Annotated in this window: 19 protein-coding genes; 8 read left to right on the plus strand and 11 right to left on the minus strand. The window is 68.2% G+C overall.

Annotated features, from left to right (window positions below):
* Positions 1-102: 102 nt before the first annotated feature.
* Complete coding sequence (locus AC3FKH_RS16790) at positions 103-711, minus strand: TetR/AcrR family transcriptional regulator (RefSeq protein ID WP_488676991.1); 609 nt, start codon at positions 709-711, stop codon at positions 103-105.
* A 297-nt stretch (positions 712-1,008) separates the two neighbouring features.
* On the opposite strand from AC3FKH_RS16790, the gene AC3FKH_RS16795 reads away from it, so the two are divergent.
* From AC3FKH_RS16795 to fahA, 4 genes are all read left to right on the plus strand, one after another.
* Entirely contained in the window at positions 1,009-1,383 is a 375-nt protein-coding gene (locus AC3FKH_RS16795; RefSeq protein ID WP_211946536.1) for a helix-turn-helix domain-containing protein, read from the plus strand.
* A gap of 507 nt (positions 1,384-1,890) precedes the next feature.
* Positions 1,891-3,594, plus strand: coding sequence for an FAD-dependent oxidoreductase (locus AC3FKH_RS16800; protein WP_488676992.1), 1,704 nt, complete (start codon positions 1,891-1,893; stop codon positions 3,592-3,594).
* A 57-nt stretch (positions 3,595-3,651) separates the two neighbouring features.
* Positions 3,652-4,971, plus strand: coding sequence for a homogentisate 1,2-dioxygenase (hmgA, locus tag AC3FKH_RS16805; protein ID WP_488676993.1), 1,320 nt, complete (start codon positions 3,652-3,654; stop codon positions 4,969-4,971).
* A gap of 80 nt (positions 4,972-5,051) precedes the next feature.
* Positions 5,052-6,320, plus strand: a complete 1,269-nt coding sequence (gene fahA, locus AC3FKH_RS16810) for a fumarylacetoacetase (protein ID WP_488676994.1) — start codon at positions 5,052-5,054, stop codon at positions 6,318-6,320.
* A gap of 15 nt (positions 6,321-6,335) precedes the next feature.
* Here the strand turns inward: fahA and AC3FKH_RS16815 are convergent, their stop codons facing one another.
* From AC3FKH_RS16815 to AC3FKH_RS16855, 9 genes are all read right to left on the minus strand, one after another.
* Positions 6,336-6,731, minus strand: coding sequence for an ApeP family dehydratase (locus AC3FKH_RS16815; protein ID WP_488677059.1), 396 nt, complete (start codon positions 6,729-6,731; stop codon positions 6,336-6,338).
* A 67-nt stretch (positions 6,732-6,798) separates the two neighbouring features.
* On the minus strand, positions 6,799-7,626 hold the full coding sequence (locus AC3FKH_RS16820; protein WP_488676995.1) for a beta-ketoacyl synthase chain length factor: 828 nt from the start codon (positions 7,624-7,626) through the stop codon (positions 6,799-6,801).
* Entirely contained in the window at positions 7,623-8,828 is a 1,206-nt protein-coding gene (locus tag AC3FKH_RS16825; RefSeq protein WP_488676996.1) for a beta-ketoacyl-[acyl-carrier-protein] synthase family protein, read from the minus strand. The genes AC3FKH_RS16820 and AC3FKH_RS16825 overlap by 4 nt, the downstream gene beginning before the upstream one ends.
* Positions 8,829-8,868: 40 nt before the next feature.
* A complete protein-coding gene (locus AC3FKH_RS16830; RefSeq protein WP_488676997.1) occupies positions 8,869-9,738 on the minus strand; it encodes a polysaccharide deacetylase family protein in 870 nt (289 codons plus the stop codon).
* 1 nt (position 9,739) lies between these two features.
* Positions 9,740-12,181, minus strand: coding sequence for an MMPL family transporter (locus tag AC3FKH_RS16835; RefSeq protein ID WP_488676998.1), 2,442 nt, complete (start codon positions 12,179-12,181; stop codon positions 9,740-9,742).
* The gene (locus tag AC3FKH_RS16840; protein WP_488676999.1) at positions 12,178-12,786 is read right to left on the minus strand and encodes a LolA-related protein; all 609 of its coding nucleotides are present in this window, start codon (positions 12,784-12,786) and stop codon (positions 12,178-12,180) included. The genes AC3FKH_RS16835 and AC3FKH_RS16840 overlap by 4 nt, the downstream gene beginning before the upstream one ends.
* Positions 12,787-12,790: 4 nt before the next feature.
* Entirely contained in the window at positions 12,791-13,762 is a 972-nt protein-coding gene (locus AC3FKH_RS16845) for a lysophospholipid acyltransferase family protein (RefSeq protein ID WP_488677000.1), read from the minus strand.
* Positions 13,756-15,477, minus strand: coding sequence for an AMP-binding protein (locus AC3FKH_RS16850; protein WP_488677001.1), 1,722 nt, complete (start codon positions 15,475-15,477; stop codon positions 13,756-13,758). Before AC3FKH_RS16850 ends, AC3FKH_RS16845 begins: the two co-directional genes overlap by 7 nt.
* A gap of 13 nt (positions 15,478-15,490) precedes the next feature.
* Positions 15,491-16,201 (minus strand): COG4648 family protein, encoded by a 711-nt coding sequence (locus AC3FKH_RS16855; RefSeq protein ID WP_488677002.1) that lies wholly within the window; start codon positions 16,199-16,201, stop codon positions 15,491-15,493.
* Positions 16,202-16,456: 255 nt separating this feature from the next.
* Between AC3FKH_RS16855 and AC3FKH_RS16860 the strand changes: the two genes are divergently transcribed.
* From AC3FKH_RS16860 to AC3FKH_RS16875, 4 genes are all read left to right on the plus strand, one after another.
* On the plus strand, positions 16,457-16,717 hold the full coding sequence (locus AC3FKH_RS16860) for a phosphopantetheine-binding protein (RefSeq protein WP_488677003.1): 261 nt from the start codon (positions 16,457-16,459) through the stop codon (positions 16,715-16,717).
* A 41-nt stretch (positions 16,718-16,758) separates the two neighbouring features.
* Positions 16,759-17,508 (plus strand): 3-oxoacyl-ACP reductase FabG, encoded by a 750-nt coding sequence (gene fabG / locus AC3FKH_RS16865; protein WP_488677004.1) that lies wholly within the window; start codon positions 16,759-16,761, stop codon positions 17,506-17,508.
* 13 nt (positions 17,509-17,521) lie between these two features.
* Complete coding sequence (locus AC3FKH_RS16870) at positions 17,522-18,322, plus strand: glycosyltransferase family 2 protein (RefSeq protein WP_488677060.1); 801 nt, start codon at positions 17,522-17,524, stop codon at positions 18,320-18,322.
* Positions 18,323-18,456: 134 nt separating this feature from the next.
* A complete protein-coding gene (locus tag AC3FKH_RS16875) occupies positions 18,457-18,960 on the plus strand; it encodes a cupin domain-containing protein (RefSeq protein WP_483711835.1) in 504 nt (167 codons plus the stop codon).
* Between the two features lie 40 nt (positions 18,961-19,000).
* On the opposite strand, the gene AC3FKH_RS16880 is transcribed toward AC3FKH_RS16875, so the two are convergent.
* Entirely contained in the window at positions 19,001-20,428 is a 1,428-nt protein-coding gene (locus tag AC3FKH_RS16880; protein ID WP_488677061.1) for an aminotransferase-like domain-containing protein, read from the minus strand.
* Between the last annotated feature and the right edge of the window lie 152 nt (positions 20,429-20,580).

Consider the following 20,580-nt stretch of genomic DNA (forward strand, 5'->3'; position numbering starts at 1 on the left):
CAGGCGGTGCATGCCTGGTGGCGTCTGCGCTGTCATAAAGAACGACCAGTCGTGCTTTTTTTTGGAAAATCGCGCGGCCTCGTCCAGGTTCCTTCGTGGTAGTCAGTTTGCCGTCGACGTCCGCGGACGGGCGCGTTCAAGCAGGCCGGCAAATGCGCGCCGCGCCATGGCTTCGGCGTCGGCGCGGCCCAGCAGCTTGAACGATTGCTGGAACGACATGCCGATGCCCACCATGTCGAAAGCGAACTGGCGAGCGTCGACATCCGGCGCCAGCTGGCCTTCCTCGACGCCATCCGTTACCACGCGGGCGATGGTGCTGTGCCAGTCCTTCAGCGCCTGCACCACCTGGTCGCGGATCGCGCCCGGCTTGTCGCGGTATTCCTGGCCAAGCGCCATGAACAGGCAGCGCCCCTGGGTCACCGTGCCGCCCAGCCATTCCAGGTAGCCCTCGAAGAGCGCCTCCAGCCGCGGCACGCCGCGGGGGTGGCGCATGGCGGGTCGCGCGACCATCGCGGCGAAACGTTCCGTGGCCAGCTCCAGCACGGCCTGCTGCAGCGCTTCCTTCGACTTGAAGTGCGCGTAGAGCCCGCTCTTGGACATATTCGTGTCCGCCGCCAGGCTCGCCAGCGACAATTGTTCGAATCCGACCCGGGCGGCGGTGTCGAGCGCCTGCGCGATGATGGCGTTGCGCGTAAGTTGGCCTTTTTGCATGGACTGCAGAATAGCACGACCGGTCGGTTTGTCAATGATGGTTCCCCTGCTTTCGCGGGGGCCGGTCACGTTCCCAGTCTTTTGCGTCAACGCAATCTGCACATTGTCGTTACTGTCAGGGCGGTGCGACGATTCAGTGCAGTATCCGGCCCATAAATAGCGGGCTTTGGCCCCGGAAAACCTCGTTGCAAGAAATCTGCACAAAGTGTTTCGGCAGTTACATACGGAATGCTTTGCGTGCTCTATACTCGAATGCACGTCCGCGCACTTTTTTTTCACTGGTGACTGGAGACCGACATGAACAGTACAGCCGTGCCAAGAGGCGCTAGCGAACCGTTCCGGCAACTGCGGGCGTTGCGTCGAGCGCGCAAGCTGAAGCAGGAAGACGTTGCCCGCAAGGCGGGGATTTCGCGAGAAGCCTACCTGCGTGCAGAGTCTGGCCAGGCCGATCCGCGCATGTCGACCTTCCTGGCCGCATGCGAAGCCCTCGGGCTCGAAGTCGTCCTGGCGCCGCAGCATCTTGCTGCCGACGTAAACGCATTCATCGCCAGCCGCAATGGCGGCGTCACGGCAGCCTCGATGGCCGGCCAGCCGGCCGCCGCGAGTGCACCGGCGACCGCAGCCAGCCCGGCTACCGGTGGCTTCGGCTCCGGTACAGGCGAGGGGCACTAGCCAGCCTTCTGATGACCCTGCCTGACCGGCCACGTTCCAGACGTGGCTGGCGGAAGCAGGGGAACGCCGGAAAGGGGGCAGCAACCGGCACAGTGCGAGTTGGACTGTGCCGGTTGCTGTTGTCTGGATTTCAGCGTTTTTTCGTTCCTGAACACGATCCCCATATCAGGCGGCAGCCTGCCGCTGCCGGTATCGCCTCGCCTCAGGCCGCCATGCGGCTCGCAATTGCCTCCGCCACGCTGGGCCATTGGTCATTTTTCCTGAAGTGACTCGACCGCCGCGCCTGCGAAGCCGCAGCGCTTGGTACTCCAAAAACCCCGCATCGCCCATTTCCCCACTAGAACATCCTTGAGGCCGTCTTTTCGGCAACGGTTTGACACGTCCGTTGCCGACGATTACGATATGGTAAATGCATTACGCATTCCGTAATTTCGCCTGAGGAGTCCTGCAAGGACAAAACTCCCAGGCCCGCGGCACAGCCGGATACCGGCGTGACCTGGAGACACCGTGGACACCAGCTCCCAGCCCCGTACCTTCGCGTACCAGCCTTGCGCCGAACAGCGCATGCCGCTGGAAGGGCGCGGTTTGCCTGTGTCGCATCCTGTTGCGATCGTGGGTGCGGGTCCGGTCGGGTTGGCCACGGCGATCGATCTCGCGCAGCGGGGCGTGCCGGTGGTCTTGCTGGACGACGATTGCACGCTGGCCAGCGGTTCACGCGCGATCTGTTTCGCCAAGCGCACGCTCGATATCCTGGATCGTCTCGGTTGTGGCGAAGGCATTGCCGCAAAGGGCGTCAGCTGGCATGTCGGCAAGGTGTTCTTCGACGCGTCGCTGGTGTACCAGTTCGACCTCCTGCCGGAAAGCGGACACCGGCGGCCCGCCTTCGTCAATCTTCAGCAGTACTACCTGGAAGGCTTCCTGGTCGACCGCGCCGCGGAACTGCCGGGCATCGACCTGCGCTGGCGGCACCGCGTCTGCGGCGTGGAGCAGGACCTGGATGGCGTCTGGCTGACCGTCGAGACGCCGGATGGCCGCTACCGGTTGCACGCGCGTTACGTGGTGGCCGCCGACGGCGCGCACAGCGCCGTGCGGGCGCTGATGGGACTCGAAAGCAAGGGCCGCGTCTTTCGCGACCGCTTCCTGATTGCCGACGTGAAGATGTCGGCGCCATTCCCCGCCGAACGCTGGTTCTGGTTCAACCCGCCTTTCAACCGCGGCCAGTCGGCGCTGCTGCACCGCCAGCCCGACGACGTCTGGCGTATCGATTTCCAGCTTGGCTGGGACGCGGACCCCGACACGGAGAAGCAGCCGGAGCGCGTCATGCCGCGTATCCGCGCGATGCTGGGCGACGATGTCGATGTCACGCTTGAGTGGGTCAGCGTCTACACGTTCTGCTGCCAGCGCATGGACGCCTTTCGCCATGGCCGCGTGCTGTTTGCCGGCGACGCCGCGCACCGTGTGTCGCCATTCGGCGCGCGCGGCGCCAACAGCGGCGTGCAGGATGCGGAGAACCTGGCGTGGAAGCTGGCGCTGGTCCTGCAAGCCGGTGCTCCTGACGCGCTGCTGGACACCTACGCCAGCGAACGCGAGGCCGCGGCCGACGAGAACATCCGGCATGCAACGCGGTCGACCGATTTCATCACGCCCAAGAGCGCGGTGAGCCGCACGTTCCGCGATGCCGTGCTGCGGCTTGCCCGCCATCATGCGTTCGCACGGCAACTGGTCAACAGCGGCCGGCTGTCACAGCCAACGGTGCTGGATGGCTCGCCGCTCAATACGCCCGACGCCGACAGCTTTGCCGGCGCCATGGTGCCGGGCACTGCCTGTGCCGATGCGCCAGTCGCCGCCGGCACGCCCGCCCGGGCAGCGTGGCTGCTTGGCGAAATGGGCGCTGGCTTTACCTTGATGGTGTTCGGCAACGGGCAGGGCGTTTCGCTGGAAGCGCTTGCCGCCACGCCGGTGCCATTGGCTGTGCTGTGCGTCGTCCCCGCCGGCGCGCACTGCACGGACCCGACAGGCCTGCATGCCGTGACCGATACCGAAGGCCTGGCCGCGCGTCGCTATGACGCCCGCCCGGGCACCTGTTACCTGCTGCGCCCTGACCAGCACGTCTGTGCGCGCTGGCGCCGTTTCTCCGCGGATGCCGTGCTCCGCGCCCTGCAACAGGCGATCGGCATGCCGACCGCCGACCATGACCCTGCCACGGCCTAGCACGGCATGCCTCCCGACTCCGCCACGAACCTCCCGACCCCCGACGCTGATCCGACCATGAACCTCACGCACACCCAGCTGGCCGAACACGGCTACATGTCCGGCTTTGCCAACGAATTCGCCACCGAGGCGCTGCCGGGCGCACTGCCCGTGGGCCAGAACTCGCCGCAGCGCGCGCCGTATGGCCTGTATGCCGAGCAGCTGTCCGGCACGGCCTTCACCGCGCCGCGCGCCCATAACCGACGTTCGTGGCTGTATCGCATCCGTCCCGGCGCCGTGCACAAGCCGTTCACGATGGTGGAGCAGTCGCGCTTCCTGAGCCGCTTCGACGAAATCCCGGCATCGCCGAACCAGATGCGCTGGAGCCCGCCGGCCATGCCGGCCACACCGACGGATTTCATCGACGGCATCGTCACCATGGCCGGCAACGGCGGCCCGGAAGCCATGACCGGCTGCGGCATCCACCTGTACCTGGCCAACCAGTCGATGCAGGACCGCTTCTTCTACAACGCCGACGGCGAAATGCTGGTCGTGCCGCAAGAGGGCCGCGTGCGCTTCCTGACGGAAATGGGCAAGCTCGATGTCGAGCCTCAGGAAATCGTGGTGATCCCGCGCGGCGTGCGCTTCCGCGTGGAACTGCTGGATGGCACGGCGCGTGGCTATATCTGCGAGAACTACGGCGCGCTGTTCAAGCTGCCGGACCTGGGCGTGATCGGCTCCAACGGCCTGGCCAACCCGCGCGACTTCATGACGCCGGTGGCCGCCTACGAGGACCGCGAAGGCGATTTCGAACTGGTCGCCAAATTCCAGGGCAACCTGTGGCGCGCCGATATCGGCCATTCGCCGCTCGACGTGGTGGCATGGCACGGCAACTTCGCGCCTTACAAGTACGACCTGCGCCGCTTCAACACCATCGGCTCGATCAGCTTCGATCATCCGGACCCGTCGATCTTCCTGGTGCTGCAGTCGCCGTCGGACACGCCTGGCGTGGATACCATCGACTTCGTCATCTTCGGGCCGCGCTGGCTGGCGATGCAGAACTCGTTCCGCCCGCCCTGGTTCCACCGCAATATCGCCAGCGAATTCATGGGCCTGATCACCGGCGTGTACGACGCCAAGGCCGATGGCTTCGCACCGGGCGGCGCCAGCCTGCACAACTGCATGAGCGGCCACGGCCCCGACGCGGATACGTTCGCCAAGGCGACCTCGGCCGATACGTCCACGCCGCATCACATCACCGACACCATGGCGTTCATGTTCGAGACGCCGGGCGTGATCCGGCCGACGCCTTACGCGGAGCGCTCGGCATCGCTGCAGCAGGACTACTACACCTGCTGGCAAGGGCTGAAGAAGCATTTCAATCCGAACGAGCGCTGAGCAGGCCAGGCGCCACATACCTAAAACGAACAACGGCAGGCGGCAGCGTCCGCTTGCCACAGACATTTCCGGAGTACCTCATGACCGCCCCGACCACCAGCTGGATTGAATCCGCCAACGACGGCAAGACCCATTTCCCCCTGCAGAACCTGCCGTTCGGCATCTTCTCCGTAAAAGGCCAGCCCGCACGCGTTGGCGTGGCAATCGGCAATGTTGTGCTGGATCTCGCCGCGCTCGACGAAGCCGGCCTGCTGCCCGCGGCAGCCAAGGGCAGCTTTGCCGCCGCCAGCCTGAACCGCTTTATCGCGCTGGGCAAGCCGGTGTGGTCGGCAACCCGCCAGCGCCTGACGGCGCTGCTGTCGGACGCCGACGCCGCCCTGCGCGACAACGCCGCGCTGCGCGATCGCGCGCTCGTGCCGATGGATCAGGTCACGTTGCACCTGCCCGTCGAAATCCCGGGCTATACCGACTTCTATTCGTCCAAAGAGCACGCCACCAACGTTGGCCGCATGTTCCGCGACCCGGAAAACGCGCTGTTGCCGAACTGGCTGGAAATCCCCATCGGCTATAACGGCCGCGCCAGTTCCGTGGTGGTGAGCGGTACCGACCTGCGCCGTCCGAACGGCCAGATCAAGCTGCCGAACGAGGCGCGCCCCATCTTCGGGCCGTGCCGCAAGCTGGACTTCGAACTCGAAGTCGGCTTTATCGTCGGCAAGGAATCCGCGCTGGGCGAGCCGGTCAGCACCGCCGATGCGCCGGACCACATGTTCGGCATGGTGCTGCTCAACGACTGGAGCGCGCGCGACATCCAGCAGTGGGAATACGTGCCGCTCGGACCGTTCAACTCCAAGGGCTTCGGTACCTCGATTTCGCCGTGGGTGGTGACCATGGAAGCGCTGGAGCCGTTCCGCCGCGACAATCCCGCGCAGTCGCCGGAGCCGCTGCCGTACCTGCAGCAGCACAGCAAGAACGCCTACGACATCGCGCTGGAAGTGGCCCTGCGCCCGCAAGGCGCCGGCGCGCCGAGCACGATCTGCCGCACCAACTTCAAGGCGATGTACTGGACCATGGCGCAGCAGCTGGCGCACCACACGGTGTCGGGCTGCAATGTGCGCGTGGGCGACCTGATGGGCTCGGGCACGATCAGCGGCACCACGCCTGATTCCTACGGCAGCCTGCTGGAACTGACGCGCAACGGCGCCGAGCCGCTCCAGCTGGCCGACGGCAGCAGCCGCGCCTTCCTCGAGGACGGCGACGAAATCATCATGAGCGGGTTTGCACAGGGCAACGGCTTTGTCGTGGGCTTTGGCGAGGTCTCGGGCAAGATCCTGCCTGCGCCCAAGGCCTAAGGCGGATCCGGCGGATCAGGCGGCGCCGGGCAGCGCCACATCGAGAATGACCGCCGCCCGGCCGGAAAGCAATCGCTTGCCGCCACCGCTGACTTCAAACGTGTAAAGCACGTTGGCGCCTTCGCCGCTGACGCGATGCGCTTCGATGGTCAGCGGTCCGTCAATGTCGTCGAGCCGTTCGACGTCCAGCACCAGCTTGCGAACGCTGGCCAGGTAGCCCATGCGCGGCCGCTGCGCGCCTTGCTGCAGCACTGCGCCATGCACGGCCATGGCCTGCGCCGCGTATTCCACGCCGCACACGGCGGCCAGCCGGCCATGCGCGCGCAGCGGATTGTCGGCGCTGCGGTGGCTCGTGGCCTCGCAGCGGATGAAGTCCGCGTTCCAGTCGAGCACACTGTCGAGCAGGCACATGCTGCCCTGATGAGGGATTCGGGCCGCGATCCAGGCGTGGTCCAGCGGCGTGTGCGGCGTTGGCACGTTATCCGCCAGTTCCAGGCCGCGCCGGTGGTTGCACGGCGACTTGCAGCTGCAGGTCTTCCAGATAATCGATCACGACCGTGCACGCGGACTGCAGGGCGACAGCGCTCAGCAACGGCAGCGCGCGCGCAGTCGGTATCGAGCGGCGCAGGTTCTCCAGCGCGGCATCGTCCATCGGCGTCACGGGGGCGTGCGCCAATCCCACTTCAATCCGTGCCAGCGATCGTTCCGACGCGCGCGGCGACAACAGCAGCGCCACGCCGAACGGCGCGGCAATGGGCCGCAGCGTGCGCAGCGGTTCCGGGTAATCGGAGTCGTAGGCGATCAGCAGGCACGGCTCCTGGTCGGCCGACACCTGGGCGGCCGCTTCCAGCAGGCCGGCGGCGAAGCTGGCATCCAGCGCGCTCAGCACATTGGCCGGGCGCATGGCGCGCGTGGCAATTGACCAGTACCCGGCCGCGACGTTGTGGACCGAGTTGTGGAAGCGCGTGGGCGACATCAGCGGCTCGGGCTGCGCCAGCGCTTCGCAGATCGCGTGGAAGTTATGGCCGTCCGCGCTCGACGACGTGATCACCGTGGGCAGGTCCGCAGCATCCATGCCGCCAGCGTCCACGGCCTGTTGCCCGATGCCAAGCGCCAGCCTGACGGCGGTACCACTGCGGCGGCGCTCGGCCGGCGGCAGGATGTCCGGCGGCGCCAGTTCGGTCGGCGCGGGCCGGTAGGGCTCGCGGACGGCGAGCACATCGCCGGCCTGTGCCCAGTTGCCGAGCCCCGGGCCCAGCACGCCGATGCCCTCGATAAAGGCGAGAAGTGGTGCGCCCATGGTCATTGCCCGCCGGTTGCGCGCCCGAGCAGCAGGCTGCAGTTGGAGCCGCCAAAACCGAACGCGTTGCTCAGCACATGCCGCAGCGGCTGTTCGCGGCTGGCGAGGCGGTAGTCGAGCGCCAGCGCCGGATCCACCTGCGTGGTGTTGATGCCCCCCGGCAGCAGCCCATGGCGCAGCGCCAGCGCACAAATCACCGCTTCGAGTGCGCCCGCGGCGCCGAGCGTATGTCCGGTGGCGCCTTTGGTAGAACTGCACGGCGTACCCGGCAACAGCGCGTTGAGCGCGCGCGCCTCGGCGGCGTCATTGGCACGCGTGGCGGTGCCGTGCAGGTTGACGTAGTCGACCTGTGCCGGTGCGACGCCGGCACTGGCCAGCGCCTGCGCCATGGCCATGCGCGCGCCCAGCCCCTCGGGATGCGGCGCGGACATGTGGTGGGCGTCGCTCGATTCACCGATGCCAAGCAGCAGGACGGCGCCTTCCGGTGCCTGTTCCGATTCCGGCGCGCGCTCGACCAGCACGAATGCCGCGGCTTCGCCGATCGAGATGCCGTTGCGGTCGGCGTCGGACGGCCGGCACGGCTGGTCCGACAGCAGTTCCAGCGAATCGAATCCATACAGCGTGGTGTGGCACAGCGAGTCCACGCCGCCGACCACGGCCGCGTCGATCAGTCCCGCTTCCATCAGGCGGCGTGCCGAGGCAAACACCTTCGCCCCCGACGAGCATGCCGACGACACCGCGGCGGCCGGGCCTTTCAGCCCGAAATACGCGCGCACGAAGCCGGGCAGCGAATACGGGCTGTGGGTGCCGGCATAGCTGAACCCAGCGGGCAGTGCGCCGGTCTGCGGGTCGCGCTGGCGGTAGGCCAGCTCGGTCTGCAGCACGCCGGCCGTACTGGTGCCGAGGAACACCCCGATACGGTCCGCGCCATACCGCGCCACGGCTTCCCTGACACGGTCGGCGAAACCGTCCTGTTCCAGCGCGAGCAACGCGAGGCGATTGTTGCGGCATTCAAAGTCCGCCAGCGCAGGGGGAAGGGTGACAGCCTCTACGCCCGGGACTTCTCCGATCCAGGTATCGAGGCGGACGTCTGCGAACCGGCAGGGCGCCAGGCCGCCGCGCTGTTCGCGCAGGGCGCTCAGCGTGTCGTCAAGCCCGGTGCCGATGCAGCTGGTGGCAGTGAAATGCGAGAGATGGAGCGGCGACACTGGGTCCGTGGTGTGGGTGCGCGGGGGTGAATGGATTGTATCAAGCCGTGCGCGGTGCCTCCGCTGCCATGCCGGCGGGCAGTGTCACGCACTGCAGGCCGGCGTTGGCAATGGCCGCTAGCAGTCCTGGCAGAACCGTCGTGCAGTGCGGCCTGCCGGAAGCGTCGACGCCGCTGTTGCCATCGTGCAGCAGCAGCACATCGCCGGCGCCCAGGTTGCGCGTGAGTAGCCGGGCGACGCTGGCCGCGCGGTCGCCGTTGCGTGTGTCAAAGCCGCGACGGGTCCACGCGGCAAGCCGCAGGCCTTCGGCGCACAGCAGCGGTTCCAGTAGCGGGTTGCGCAGGCCGGCAGGGGCACGGAAGAAGCGCGGCGCTTGTCCGGTGATATCGGCCAGCAGTTGCTGCGCCTCGCGGATCTCCCGCCGCATGCGCCATGGCCCGAACAGCGAGAAATCGAGCCGGTGATGCATGCTGTGGTTTTCCACCGTGTGACCCCTGCGCACGATTTCGCGCACCATTCCCGGATAGCGTGCCGCGCGTTCGCCGACGCAGAAGAAAGTGGCGTGCGCCCCGTGGACGTCGAGCAGGTCGAGCACGCGTGGCGTCATTTCCGGATGCGGGCCGTCGTCAAAGGTCAGGGCGACGCTGCGGCCCGCCGTGCGCGGCAGGCGCAGCACGTTTGGACCCAGCCAGGTGCTGCGCGGCCACAGTCCCACCGCCGCCAGCGTGGCATGTGTGGCGCCGACACCGGCCGCGGCCCATCCCAGCGTGGAAGGATCGGCCAGCACCGCGGCCGCGGCCCCCACATGCACCAGGCCTGCGCCGTACAGCAGCATGCCCGGCCTCCATTGGCGCGTGGGGACTGGCCGCTGATTGTGTGCCGGGACAGGCGGGTGGGTTGCAGGATTCATCTCAAACGTCTTGTGGTTGTCCGGCCCTGGCGCGGCGGCGGTTCGCCGGCGCGCGCGCCAGGATGGCCGAGAAGCACAGCGCCAGTACCGCCCCGGGCCCGACGGTCAGCCCGAATGCCTTCAGCAGTGGCAGGTCCGACCAGGCCAGCAACCCGAAGGCGGCTACGGTGGTCAGGTTTGCCAGCAGCAGCGATACCAGTGTATGCGCCGAAATGGCCGTCGTCGGCCCCGTACTGGCCGCGCCATTGAAGAACAGCGCGTAGTTCGATCCCACCGCCACGAGCAGCAGCAGACCCACCAGGTGCAGCAGGTTGAGCGGTTGGCCCAGCGCAGCCAGCCCGCCCATGACAGCCAGGGCCGCGGCGGCAAGCGGCAGTACGGTCGCCAGCACGCGCCTGGGCGAACGCAGCGCTACCGACAGCAGCACCAGGATGGCGAGCACGCCACCCAGCGACAGGTGCAGCGCCTCTCGCATGTAGCCGCCGTAGAGCTGGTCCGATTCGCGCTTGAGGTCGACAAAGAGCGCATGGCTGACGCCGGCGCGGTCCAATGCCGCGCGTATCGGCTGGCTGTCCAGCACGTCGGTGGCTTTGGCCGACGCTGGCGCGCGCAGGGGCAGGGTGGCATTCCACTGGTCGCCATGCCGCGTGAGCAGGGCATCGATGGCCAGCGCCATCGAGGTGCCTTTCAGGTCTTCGCGCCGCAACGGCGCAGCGGTGCGGGCCTGGCCGGCCTCGGCCAGGAACGGGGCGAACAGCTCCCGGCGCACCGGTTGCTGCGCGACCGCCGCATTCAGGCGCCGCGCCAGTTCGTCAGGCGGCGGCAGGCTGGCCTGGCGCGCGCGCTGCGTGGCGGCGCTGGGCAGGTAGCGCGCGGGGCTCTCATAGCCGCCGATGACGCCGGAAGCGACCAGCGGATCCAGTTGCCGCGCCACGCGCTCGGCGCCTTGCAGCACGGATTCCTGGTCAGGGCCGGACAGCACCACCAGGTAGCGCACATCGGGCGCGCCGAGATCGGCGCGCAGCGAGGCGTCGAGCGCCTGTTCGGCCGCCGGCACGGGGCTCAGCGCCGACAGTTCGCGCCCCCACAAGGTGTCGTGGCGAGCCCACAGCACGGCACAGGCGGCGATGGCGATCACCGCGACCAGCCAGCGCAGCCGGCCGGCACGGGCCAGCAGCGCGGCCAGGCGCGTACCGAGCGGCGTGACGTCGCGCAGGTGCAGGGTGGCCGGAACCAGGTGCGGCAGCACGAAGCGCGTGACCAGCGCGGCCGTGGCCAGGCCAGATATCGAATACAGGCCCAGTTGCGCCAGCCCCGGAAAGCCCGACAGCAGCAGCGAGGCAAAGCCGCACACCGAGGTCAGCACGCCGAGCCGCACGGTCGGCCAGAAGCCGGCAATCCAGGCGCGGTTGTCGCGCTGCCCGCCACGCGTGTACTGCGCCGACTGGACAAACAGGTAGATGGAGTAGTCCACGGCCTCGCCGATCAGCGTGGTGCCGAAGCCGAGCGTCAGCCCGTGCACCATGCCGCCAAAGCCGAGGCTGACCGCCGCCACGCCGGCCAGCGCGCCGGACAGCACCGGAACCAGCCCGAGCACGAGCAGCGGCACCGACCGGTACACCACCAGCAGCAGCGTGACGATGATCGCAACGCCGATGGCAGACAGCCGTTCCACGTCGTGCCGGATCGTGTCGCGCGCCTTGACCGAGAACACGCCGGGCCCCGTCATCACGAGCCGGTAAGGCGCCGCCTTGGCTGCGTCGGCGAAGGCCTCGCGGATGGCGCCGATGGCCCTGGCCTGGCCATCGGTATCGGAACCCGCGCTGGCCGTCTGCGCGAGCAGCACGGCACGCCTGCCATCGCGAGAGGCCCAGGCGCCGCCATGCATCGGCACGCGCTGCTGTGCGTCGAGCTGCGACATCACCGACATCACCTCGCCCGTGGGGTCGCGCGGCAACAGCGATTTGGTGAAGAGCCCGGCAGGGGAGGCCAGCAGGTCGAAGGTGTCCGCGACGGCCGCCGTGAGCCCCTGCTGCGAGAACCGTTCGGGCGTGACCGTCGGGCTCAGCAGGTAGCGGTGGTTGTAGAGATAGCGCTGGTCGGCCGCCTGGTTGACGGGCTCGCCGTTGCTGATGGCGGAGAAGCGCGCATCCTTGCGCAGGTGCGCGGCCATGGTGCGCGAGACGGCCGCGCGCCCGTCGGCATCGCCGCCTTCCACCCCAACCAGGATCAGGCGCGAGACCAGCCCTTCGCGCAACTGGTCGACCAGCAACTGCTGTTCGGCGCTCGGCATGCGCGGCAGGAAAGCCGACAGGTCGGCGGTAAAGCTGGTGCGCGTGACGACGGCGGCGCAGGCCAGCAGCCACGCCAGCCAGAGGATCACGGCCAGGCGCGCGGCCGGCAGGGCGGTTGGACGCGGCCCGCCGCGCGGCGCGGGCATCATGGCCTGGTGGCGGGGCGGATCTTCATGACCGAGCGGTCGCCGTCGGCCTGGCGGATTTCCACGCTGTCCAGCGCGTCATGGGCGCCCTCGATGCGTACCTGGGTGATGATGGCCGCCATGCGCGAATCCGCCGGCGTCAGGGTCAGCGTCCAGCGATTCGCGCGGCCCTCCACGCCAAGCTTGTAGTAACGCTCCAGCGAGGAACGGTTGCCCGCCAGCGTGCCGCGGATGCTTTCGATAAAGGCGGCGATTTCCGGGTAGTTCTGCAGCGGCATGGTGAAACGCTTGCCGCCGCGCTCCACGGTCATCATGTCGCCATCGAGCACCAGGTTTTCAGGCTTGGGGGCGACTGTGCGCTTCTCCAGGTGGTCCGGCGCGACGAAGACGAGTTCGCCGCTCGATTCCACCGGGCGCTCCAGGATGGCCAGGTACTTCTTCTCGGTGAACAGCACGCGGCCGGACTTGCGTTGCGCGAGCGCGGACATGAGCTGGTCGACGCCCCAGGCTGCCGAGCCGCTGTCAGCGGCGAACGCCGGAATGGCCATGCCGGGCCACAGCGCAACACCCAGCACCAGGGCTGGCAGGATCAGGCGGATTCGGCGCATGGGGTCAGGGCTCGTTGCCGGGGGGCGGCTGCTCGGACAGCGGGGGGCCGGCGTGCCAGAAGTCGTAGAAGTTGAACCAGTTATAGGGCGCGCTGCGGCAGAACTGTTCGAGCAGCGCGACGTAGCGCTGCAGCGCACCCTGTAACTCGGCCTCGCGGCGTCCGCGCGGAACCTGCGAGAAATCGGCCAGCCGCACGAAGTGCACATCATAGCGATTGCCGCCGCGATACAGCCCCGTGATAAAGAACACGGGCCGGCGCAGCATCGCCGCCATGCGCAGCGGCCCGGTCGGGAAACCCGTCGGTGCGCCGAGGAAATCGCACTGCTGGACCGGGTCGGTGGCGCGCTGCGACAGCGTGCGGTCGGCCAGCATGCCGATCATGTAGCCGCGGTCGAGGTAGTCGCGCACCTTGAGCATGGCGTCGACCTTGCCGAGCGTGATCATGTCGCGCCGCATGGCCGGGTTGATCGACTGCAGCACGTCGTTGAGCTTGTGGGCGTTCTCTTCGTACATGGTGATCGCGACGCGCATGTCCGGATGCTGGCGGCCCATCGCGCGGATCACTTCGAAGCTGCCCAGGTGCGCGCCGAGCAGGAACGCGCCCTGGCCGCGCGCAATGGTCTCTTCGAGCTGCTTCTCGCCGTGCAGGCGGATGTCGAACAGGTCGAAGCGTCCGTTGAGCAGGTAGATGCGGTCGTGGATCGTCGACGCGAACGTGAAGACGTGGCGGAAGCCGTCGATCCAGCCGGCCTTGCGGCCGAGCGCGCGGTCCATGTAGGCGCGCGATGCATGGCGCGCCGCCGGCGAGCACAGCGTGAAATAGGCCGCGATCAGCCGCAGCACCACGCGTCCGACCGGACGGCCGAGCGCCAGCGAGATCCACGTCATGATGCGCAACAGCGTGACGTTGCTGCGTTCCTCGCGGCTGGACCAGTTGGCGTCCAGCGGCTGTGCCTTGCGCAACCAGGTCAGCATGGCGATGCCTCCTGTCGGCCCTGGGCGGCCTGCATGGTCAGCGTGCCGCTGGCCACATCGCGCCCGCTCGCGCTCAGTGTAAAGCGGAGGGAGGCCGGGCTGGCGCCGGACGCTTCGGCTTGCCACTGGTGATCGACCTCGACGCGTTCACCGGGCCGGACCGGGCTGAGGAACTTGACCGTGCCGACCTGGCTGACCGCCACCGGGCGCCCCACCGCCGCGCCGATCTGCAGGATGGCATGGTCCAGCAGCACGACGCCGGGCACCACGGGGTTGCCCGGGAAGTGGCCGGCCAATGCCGGGTGCCCGGCATCGATCACAAAACCCGGTGCATGGCGTTGCGCAAGCTGGGCCGCGACCAGCGGCGCCAGCGCTTCGCGCGGCAGCTTGCCCGCGGCGTTGCGCGGCAGCTGGTCGACCAGGCAAAGCGGGCGGGGCAGGAAGGCGGCATCGATGCGCCCGCGCAGCGCCTGCAGGATCCTTGCGGGCGCCACGCCAGGGGCCACGGCCAGCGCCACCAGGCGCACCACGCGGCCGGCGGCCTCGTCTTCGTGGACATCATCGGGCAGGAAGAAGGTACCGTCCTGCACGCCTTCGATGCTCGTGAGCTGCTGGTTCAGGTAGGCAAGCGAGGTGCGCTTGCCCGCGATCTTGATCATGTCGGCCTTGCGGCCATGGAGCCGGAAACGCGTGGCGTCGATCGGTTCGATGGCATCGCCGAGCGCGACGGGCTGGTCGATGTGGCCGCCCGCGGCCCACGTCACGATTGCGGAACCGGTGTCGGCGGACGGTTCGGGACGGTGGTCCAGCGTGATGCCCGGCAGCAGCGTCCAGGTCTCGGTGTCGGCCGTCGCGCGCGTGGCAAGCGCACCGGTCTCGGTACTGCCATAGATCTCCAGCACAGGTGCTGCCAGGCCGGTCCGCGCCTGTTGCGCCAGGGCACGGCCCAGCGGCGCAGTGGCGCAGAGCACCAGGTCCGCCGCCGGCAGATCGCCGGCTGCCTGCAGCAGCGCGCGCAGGTGCACCGGCGAGGTCACCAGCGCGCGTGGCCGCGGCACGGCATGCAGGGCGGTGCGGATATCGGCCGGATAGAAGGCCCGTGCCGAAGCCAGTGCCGCGCCGCCTTGCAGCGCCAGCATGACGGTCGCTTCCAGACCGAACATGTGCTGCGGCGGCAGCGTACCGACCAAGGTCCAGGCGCGGCCATCGAGCAGCCCGAGGCGCTGCGCCGTGGCGCGGGCACCGCGTACCATCGCGCCCCAGGTCTTGGCGTGCGCGACGGGCTGGCCGGTCGAGCCGGACGTGAACACGTAGGCCATCAGGCGATCGCCGGGGATCTCGGGGATGGCCGGTTGCGTAGCAGATGGCGTGCGGTCGTCCGCGGCGGCATAGAAGAAGCGGGGCAGCGCCACATCGCAATCGGCGTCGTCATGCAGGCAGAACACGTCAGGCGCGAAGGCCGCCAGCTGTCGCACCATGTCCGGCGTCTGCGACGGCGGCAGCAGGCTGACCTTGCCGCACAGCAGCGCGGCGCAGAGGCCGACCGCGAAGCGGTAGCGGTCGGCGCACGCATTGAAGACATGATGGCCGGCAGGCAACCGTGCGGCCAGCGCGTTGACGTCTGCCAGGAACCGGCTGGCCGAGACGGCCTGCCCGTCTGTTCGGGCGACGACGCTGTCCGGTGAGGGGTGCGAAAGCATTGGGAACGTGGTCATGGGCAACCCGCGTTCAGTGCGACGCGCCGCCACGGCTGGCGCGCTCGGCCATGACGGCCCGGTAGCCGCGCACGGCATCGAGCACGCCGGTATGCTTCGCCGCCGGGAGCAAGGCGCGGCGGCACGCGGCCTCGGCCACGAACATCAGCGCGACCAGCAAGGGCGTGCCGAGGTTGGCGAAGGTCGACCAGGCGGGCATCGGCGCCAGGGCGAACAGGAGCAGCGATACGGCCGCAGTCAGCGCGAAAAACAGCGTCCAGGCCTGCGTGACACGCCTCGTGTAATGCCGCATGTCGGGCGACAGCGGCCCATGCACGGCCGCCGCGAACTCGGTGCACAGTGGCGTGCCGCCGCGGCGCAGCGTACGGCCGAACATCGCGGCGAGCGCCAGGTTCGCGCCAACGTGCTGCAGGAAGTAAGTCCAGCCGAAATGGGCGGCCAATGGCATGCGGGCGACCCACAGGGCGATGCCGCAAGCGGCCAGAAGGATCAGCCAGGGCAGGCGCCGGGCACAACGCCACGCGGCGACCAGGGCAATCAGCCCGAATGGCGCCAGGCCCAGCATCAGCGCCCCGACTTCGGCGCCCGGCGTGTGCGCGGCGTGATGAAGAGCCGACTCATAGGCCAGGAAACCCGCGGGCGCGGCAATCCAGCCGACGCGCTGCGTCAGCGGCGTGGCGTCGCAAGACGTTGCTGCGGGGTGGGGAAGGTGGCTCGAAGGCATTGAGGGGTTATTGTGGTGCAAAATACTCTTTTTCTGCCACCGAACCGGCACTTCGGGTAGTTTCCGGCGCGCCCGGACGGCGAGGCGAACGTTTTATACCTTAAAAGACCCGGCGGGCGCAGGGATGTTTCAGCAAAGTCGCTCCAATGTTGTTACTAAACTTCTCGTAGGTAGTGCGATGTGCCGCGCTTTGGTAGCATCGCCCCGCCATCTTCCGGCGCCTTTCTTGTGGTGCGGAAGAAGACCCTGACAAACATGAACGAACTCCAAACGGAACTCGCCAGCCTGATCATCGGCGAACTCGATATCGCGGACCTTAAACTGGATGAAGTCACGGCCGAAACGCCGCTGTATGGCGAAGGCTTCGGCCTCGATTCCATCGACATCCTCGAAATTGCGCTGCTGGTGTCCCGCAAGTACGGCGTGGAATTGCGCTCGGACAATCCGGACAACAAGACGATCTTCGCTTCGCTGGGCAGCCTGGCCGACTATGTCGCGGCCAACCGCGCGCGCTGAGCGCGGCGCAACTGGAAATCCGCCAGAAAGGGGAGCAGCACATGGCGCAGCAAGGCACGCCGCAGGTCATGCGCAGGCTGGCGCTGGTCACCGGCGCGAGCGGTGCCATCGGCAGCGCCGTCAGCCAGGCGCTGGCGAACGCCGGACATGAGGTCTGGGTGCACGCCAACCGCAACCTGGACCAGGCGGAAGCCGTGGCGGCCACCATCCGCGCCGCGGGCGGTACCGCCACCGCCATTGCCTTCGACGTGACCGACGCCGACGCCACCGAGGCGGCGTTGCAGGGCATCCTCGCCCACGGAACCGTCCAGATCCTGGTCAACAACGCCGGCATCCATGACGATGCGCCGTTGCTCGGCATGAGCCGCGAACAGTGGCGCCGCGTGATCGATGTCTCGCTGCATGGCTTTTTCCATGTTACCCAGCCGCTGCTGATGCCGATGATGCGCACGCGCTGGGGCCGCATCATCAATATGGCCTCGGTGGCGGGCGTGATGGGCAACCGCGGGCAAGCCAACTATGCCGCGGCCAAGGCCGGCCTGATCGGCGCCACACGTTCGCTGGCAATGGAGATGGCGTCGCGCGGCGTGACGGTCAATGCCGTGGCGCCGGGCGTGATCGAATCTCCCATGACGGCGCTGGCGTTCCCCGCCGAGCGTATCCGCCAGCTGGTACCCGCCGGCCGCGCGGGCACGCCGGACGATGTGGCAGGCATGGTCGCCTACCTCGCTTCCGATGCCGCCGCCTACGTGACCGGTCAGGTGCTGTCGGTCAATGGCGGCATGGCCTGAATATCTCGCAATCATGGCCGTGCCGTCTCCCACCCATCTGGTCCTGATCCCGAGCTACAACCCGGGCGCCATGCTGCGGCAGACGCTGCGCGCGGCGCGCGAGGCCTGGTGTCCGGTCTGGGTGGTGGTGGATGGCAGCACCGACGACAGCGTCGCGTGGTTGCAGGAGCAGGCCCGGAACGATTCCAGCCTGCGCGTGCTGGTCTTGCCGGAAAACCAGGGCAAGGGCGCCGCGGTGATGCACGGCATCGAGGCCGCCGCCGCGGAGGGCTTCACCCATGTGCTGGTGATGGACTCCGATGGCCAGCACCCGGCGCACCTGATCGGCGAGTTCATGGCGGTGTCGATGCGCGAGCCCGACGCGATGGTGCTTGGCCGGCCGGTATTCGACGCAAGCGCGCCGGTCGAACGTGTGTACTGGCGCCGCCTGTCCAACCTCTGGGCGGACATGGAGACGCTGTGGGCAGGCGTCGGCGACTCGCTGTACGGCTTCCGCGTCTACCCGATCGCGCCGCTGCGCGCCGTGATGCGGGAAAGCCGCTGGATGCGCCGCTTCGACTTCGACCCGGAAGTCGCCGTGCGCCTGTGCTGGCGCGGCGTGCGGCCCGTCAACCTCGACGCGCCGGTGCGCTACTTTGACCGGAGCGCGGGCGGCGTTTCCCATTTCCGCTACCTGCGCGACAACCTGCTGCTGGCCTGGATGCACCTGCGGCTGACGGCGGGCTGCCTGGTGCGCCTGCCGCGGCTGGTCTGGCGGCGCCTGCATGCGCCGGCGGGCGGCAACAACTCGCATCCGCCGAACCGGGCCGCCTGACAGGGCCTGCCCGAACTGTTGCCGGTTGCGTCGGCATCGTCCTTCTGCACTACGATGGTCTCAGGCACTGCCCGGGGTGGCGATGCGGCTGCCATGCCGCGCGTGGCGGGTGCCAATGCAAGAAGGAGAAGACCATGAAAGCGCATTCTTCGGACCATCGGTTGCAGCTTGCGTGGCTGGCGGCAGCGGCGCTCGCGTCATCGCTTGCGGCCGGGCTGGCCAGCGCCCAGGAGCCGGCCGCAGCCGGCATGGAGATGATCAATCCCGGCACGGTGAAATGGGGCGAGGCGCCGCCTTCGCTGCCCAAGGGCGCGAAGCTTGCCGTGCTCTATGGCGACCCGGGCAAGGACGGCCCGTTCGTGGTCCGGCTCAAGACGCCGGCCGGATACAAGGTGCCGCCCCACTGGCATAGCCAGGCCGAGAACCTGACGGTGATCTCCGGGACGCTCTACCTGGGCGCCGGGGACAAGATGGACATGGGCCATGCCCACGCCCTGAAAACGGGTGGCTTCCACTACCTGCCCGCAAAGGCCCATCACTACGCGTTCAGCAAGACCGAGACGGTCGTGCAGATCCACGGCACCGGCCCGCTGGACATCAACTATCTGGACCCAAAGGACGATCCTGCCGGCAAGTGACACCGGCTTCCCGCGCCGATAGCCGAGCCGATACCAAGGGCTAGGGCCGCGCGCTGGCTACGGCACCGGCCAGCCGGCCGAGCGTGGCCAGCGCGGTTTCGGCGCGCTTGTCCCATTCATGCCCGTAGTTGAGCCGCATGCAATTGCGGAAGCCGGCCCGCGCCGAAAAGATCGGCCCCGGCGCAATGCTGATGCCGTGCGACAGCGCGAGCTGATGGAGGGCCAGCGTATCGGTGCCTTCGGGCAGTTCGATCCACAGGAAGTAGCCGCCCGCCGGCCGCGTGGCGCGCGTACCGGGCGGAAAGTGGCGCGCCACGGCCTGCGCCACGGCGTCCTGCCGCAGCATCAGCGCGTGCCGCAGCTGGCGCAGGTGGCGGTCATAGCCACCCTTTTCCAGGTAGGCGGCAATGGCAGCCTGCGCGGGCGCGGAGCCGGCCAGCGTAGTGGTCAGCTTGAGCCGTGCAACGTCGCGCGCAAAGCGGCCCGGCGCCGCCCAGCCCACGCGGTAGCCCGGTGCCAGGCATTTTGAAAACGACGCGCAGTGCATGACCAGGCCGGCCTTGTCGAACGCCTTGGCCGGAGTCGGGCGGCGCGTGCCGAAGTAAAGCTCGCCATACACATCGTCCTCGATCAGCGGCACCTCGTAGCGCGCCAGCAGTTCCACGAGCGCCTGCTTTTTGGCATCCGGCATCAGCGAGCCGAGCGGGTTCTGGAAATTGGTCATCAGCCAGCACGCCTTGGGGCGGTGGCGCTGCAGCGCGTGCTCCAGCGCGCCCAGATCCATGCCCTCGCGCGGATGCGTGGGCACCTCGATCGCGGACAGGCCGCAGCGCTCCAGCGCCTGCAGTGCCGCGTAGAACGTGGGGCTTTCGATCACCACCGCATCGCCGGGGCGCGTGACGGCCATCAGGCACAGGTTCAGCGCTTCGAGCGCGCCGTTGGTGACGACGATCTCGTCGGCCTGCACGGTCAGGCCATCGGCCAGGTAGCGCAGCGCGATCTGGCGGCGCAGGCTCGCATTGCCGGGCGTCAGGTCATCTACGCTGCTCCACGGGTCGAGCTTCTGCACGGTTGCCGCCATGGTCTTGGCCAGCCGCTGCAGCGGAAAGAGCAGGGGACTGGGGAAGGCCGAGCCGAACGGCACCACGTCGCGCCGCATGGTTGATTCGAGCACCTTGAAGACCAGTTCGCTGACATCGATCGGTCCGGACTCCTCGGCCGGTGCGGACGGTGTCTCCGCTTCAGGCGCCAGCTGGCGCGAGCCCGTGGCGACGTAATACCCGGAACGCTCGCGCGCCCGGATCAGGCCCCGCGCCTCGAGCAGGTAATAGGCCTGGAACACGGTCGACTGGCTCACGCCGCGGCCTGCGCTGGCCTGGCGCACCGACGGCAGGCGGTCGCCCAGCCGCAGTACGCCGGCATGGATCGACTGGGCGATGTCCTCGGCCAGTTCTTCATAGCGTGTCATCGGGCGCGCGCCGGTGGTCATCTGATCTTGTCCTTTTTGCAATTGGGTCAACTGTAATGGACGCTGAGAGCAAGTACCAGATTGTGTTCTGGCCCGCCATGCCGCTCCTGAGTCGAAGTGACGCAACTGCGACAAACGGTCGCGCCTCGGAA

Source organism: Cupriavidus sp. 21MJTG02-4 (assembly GCF_057798975.1).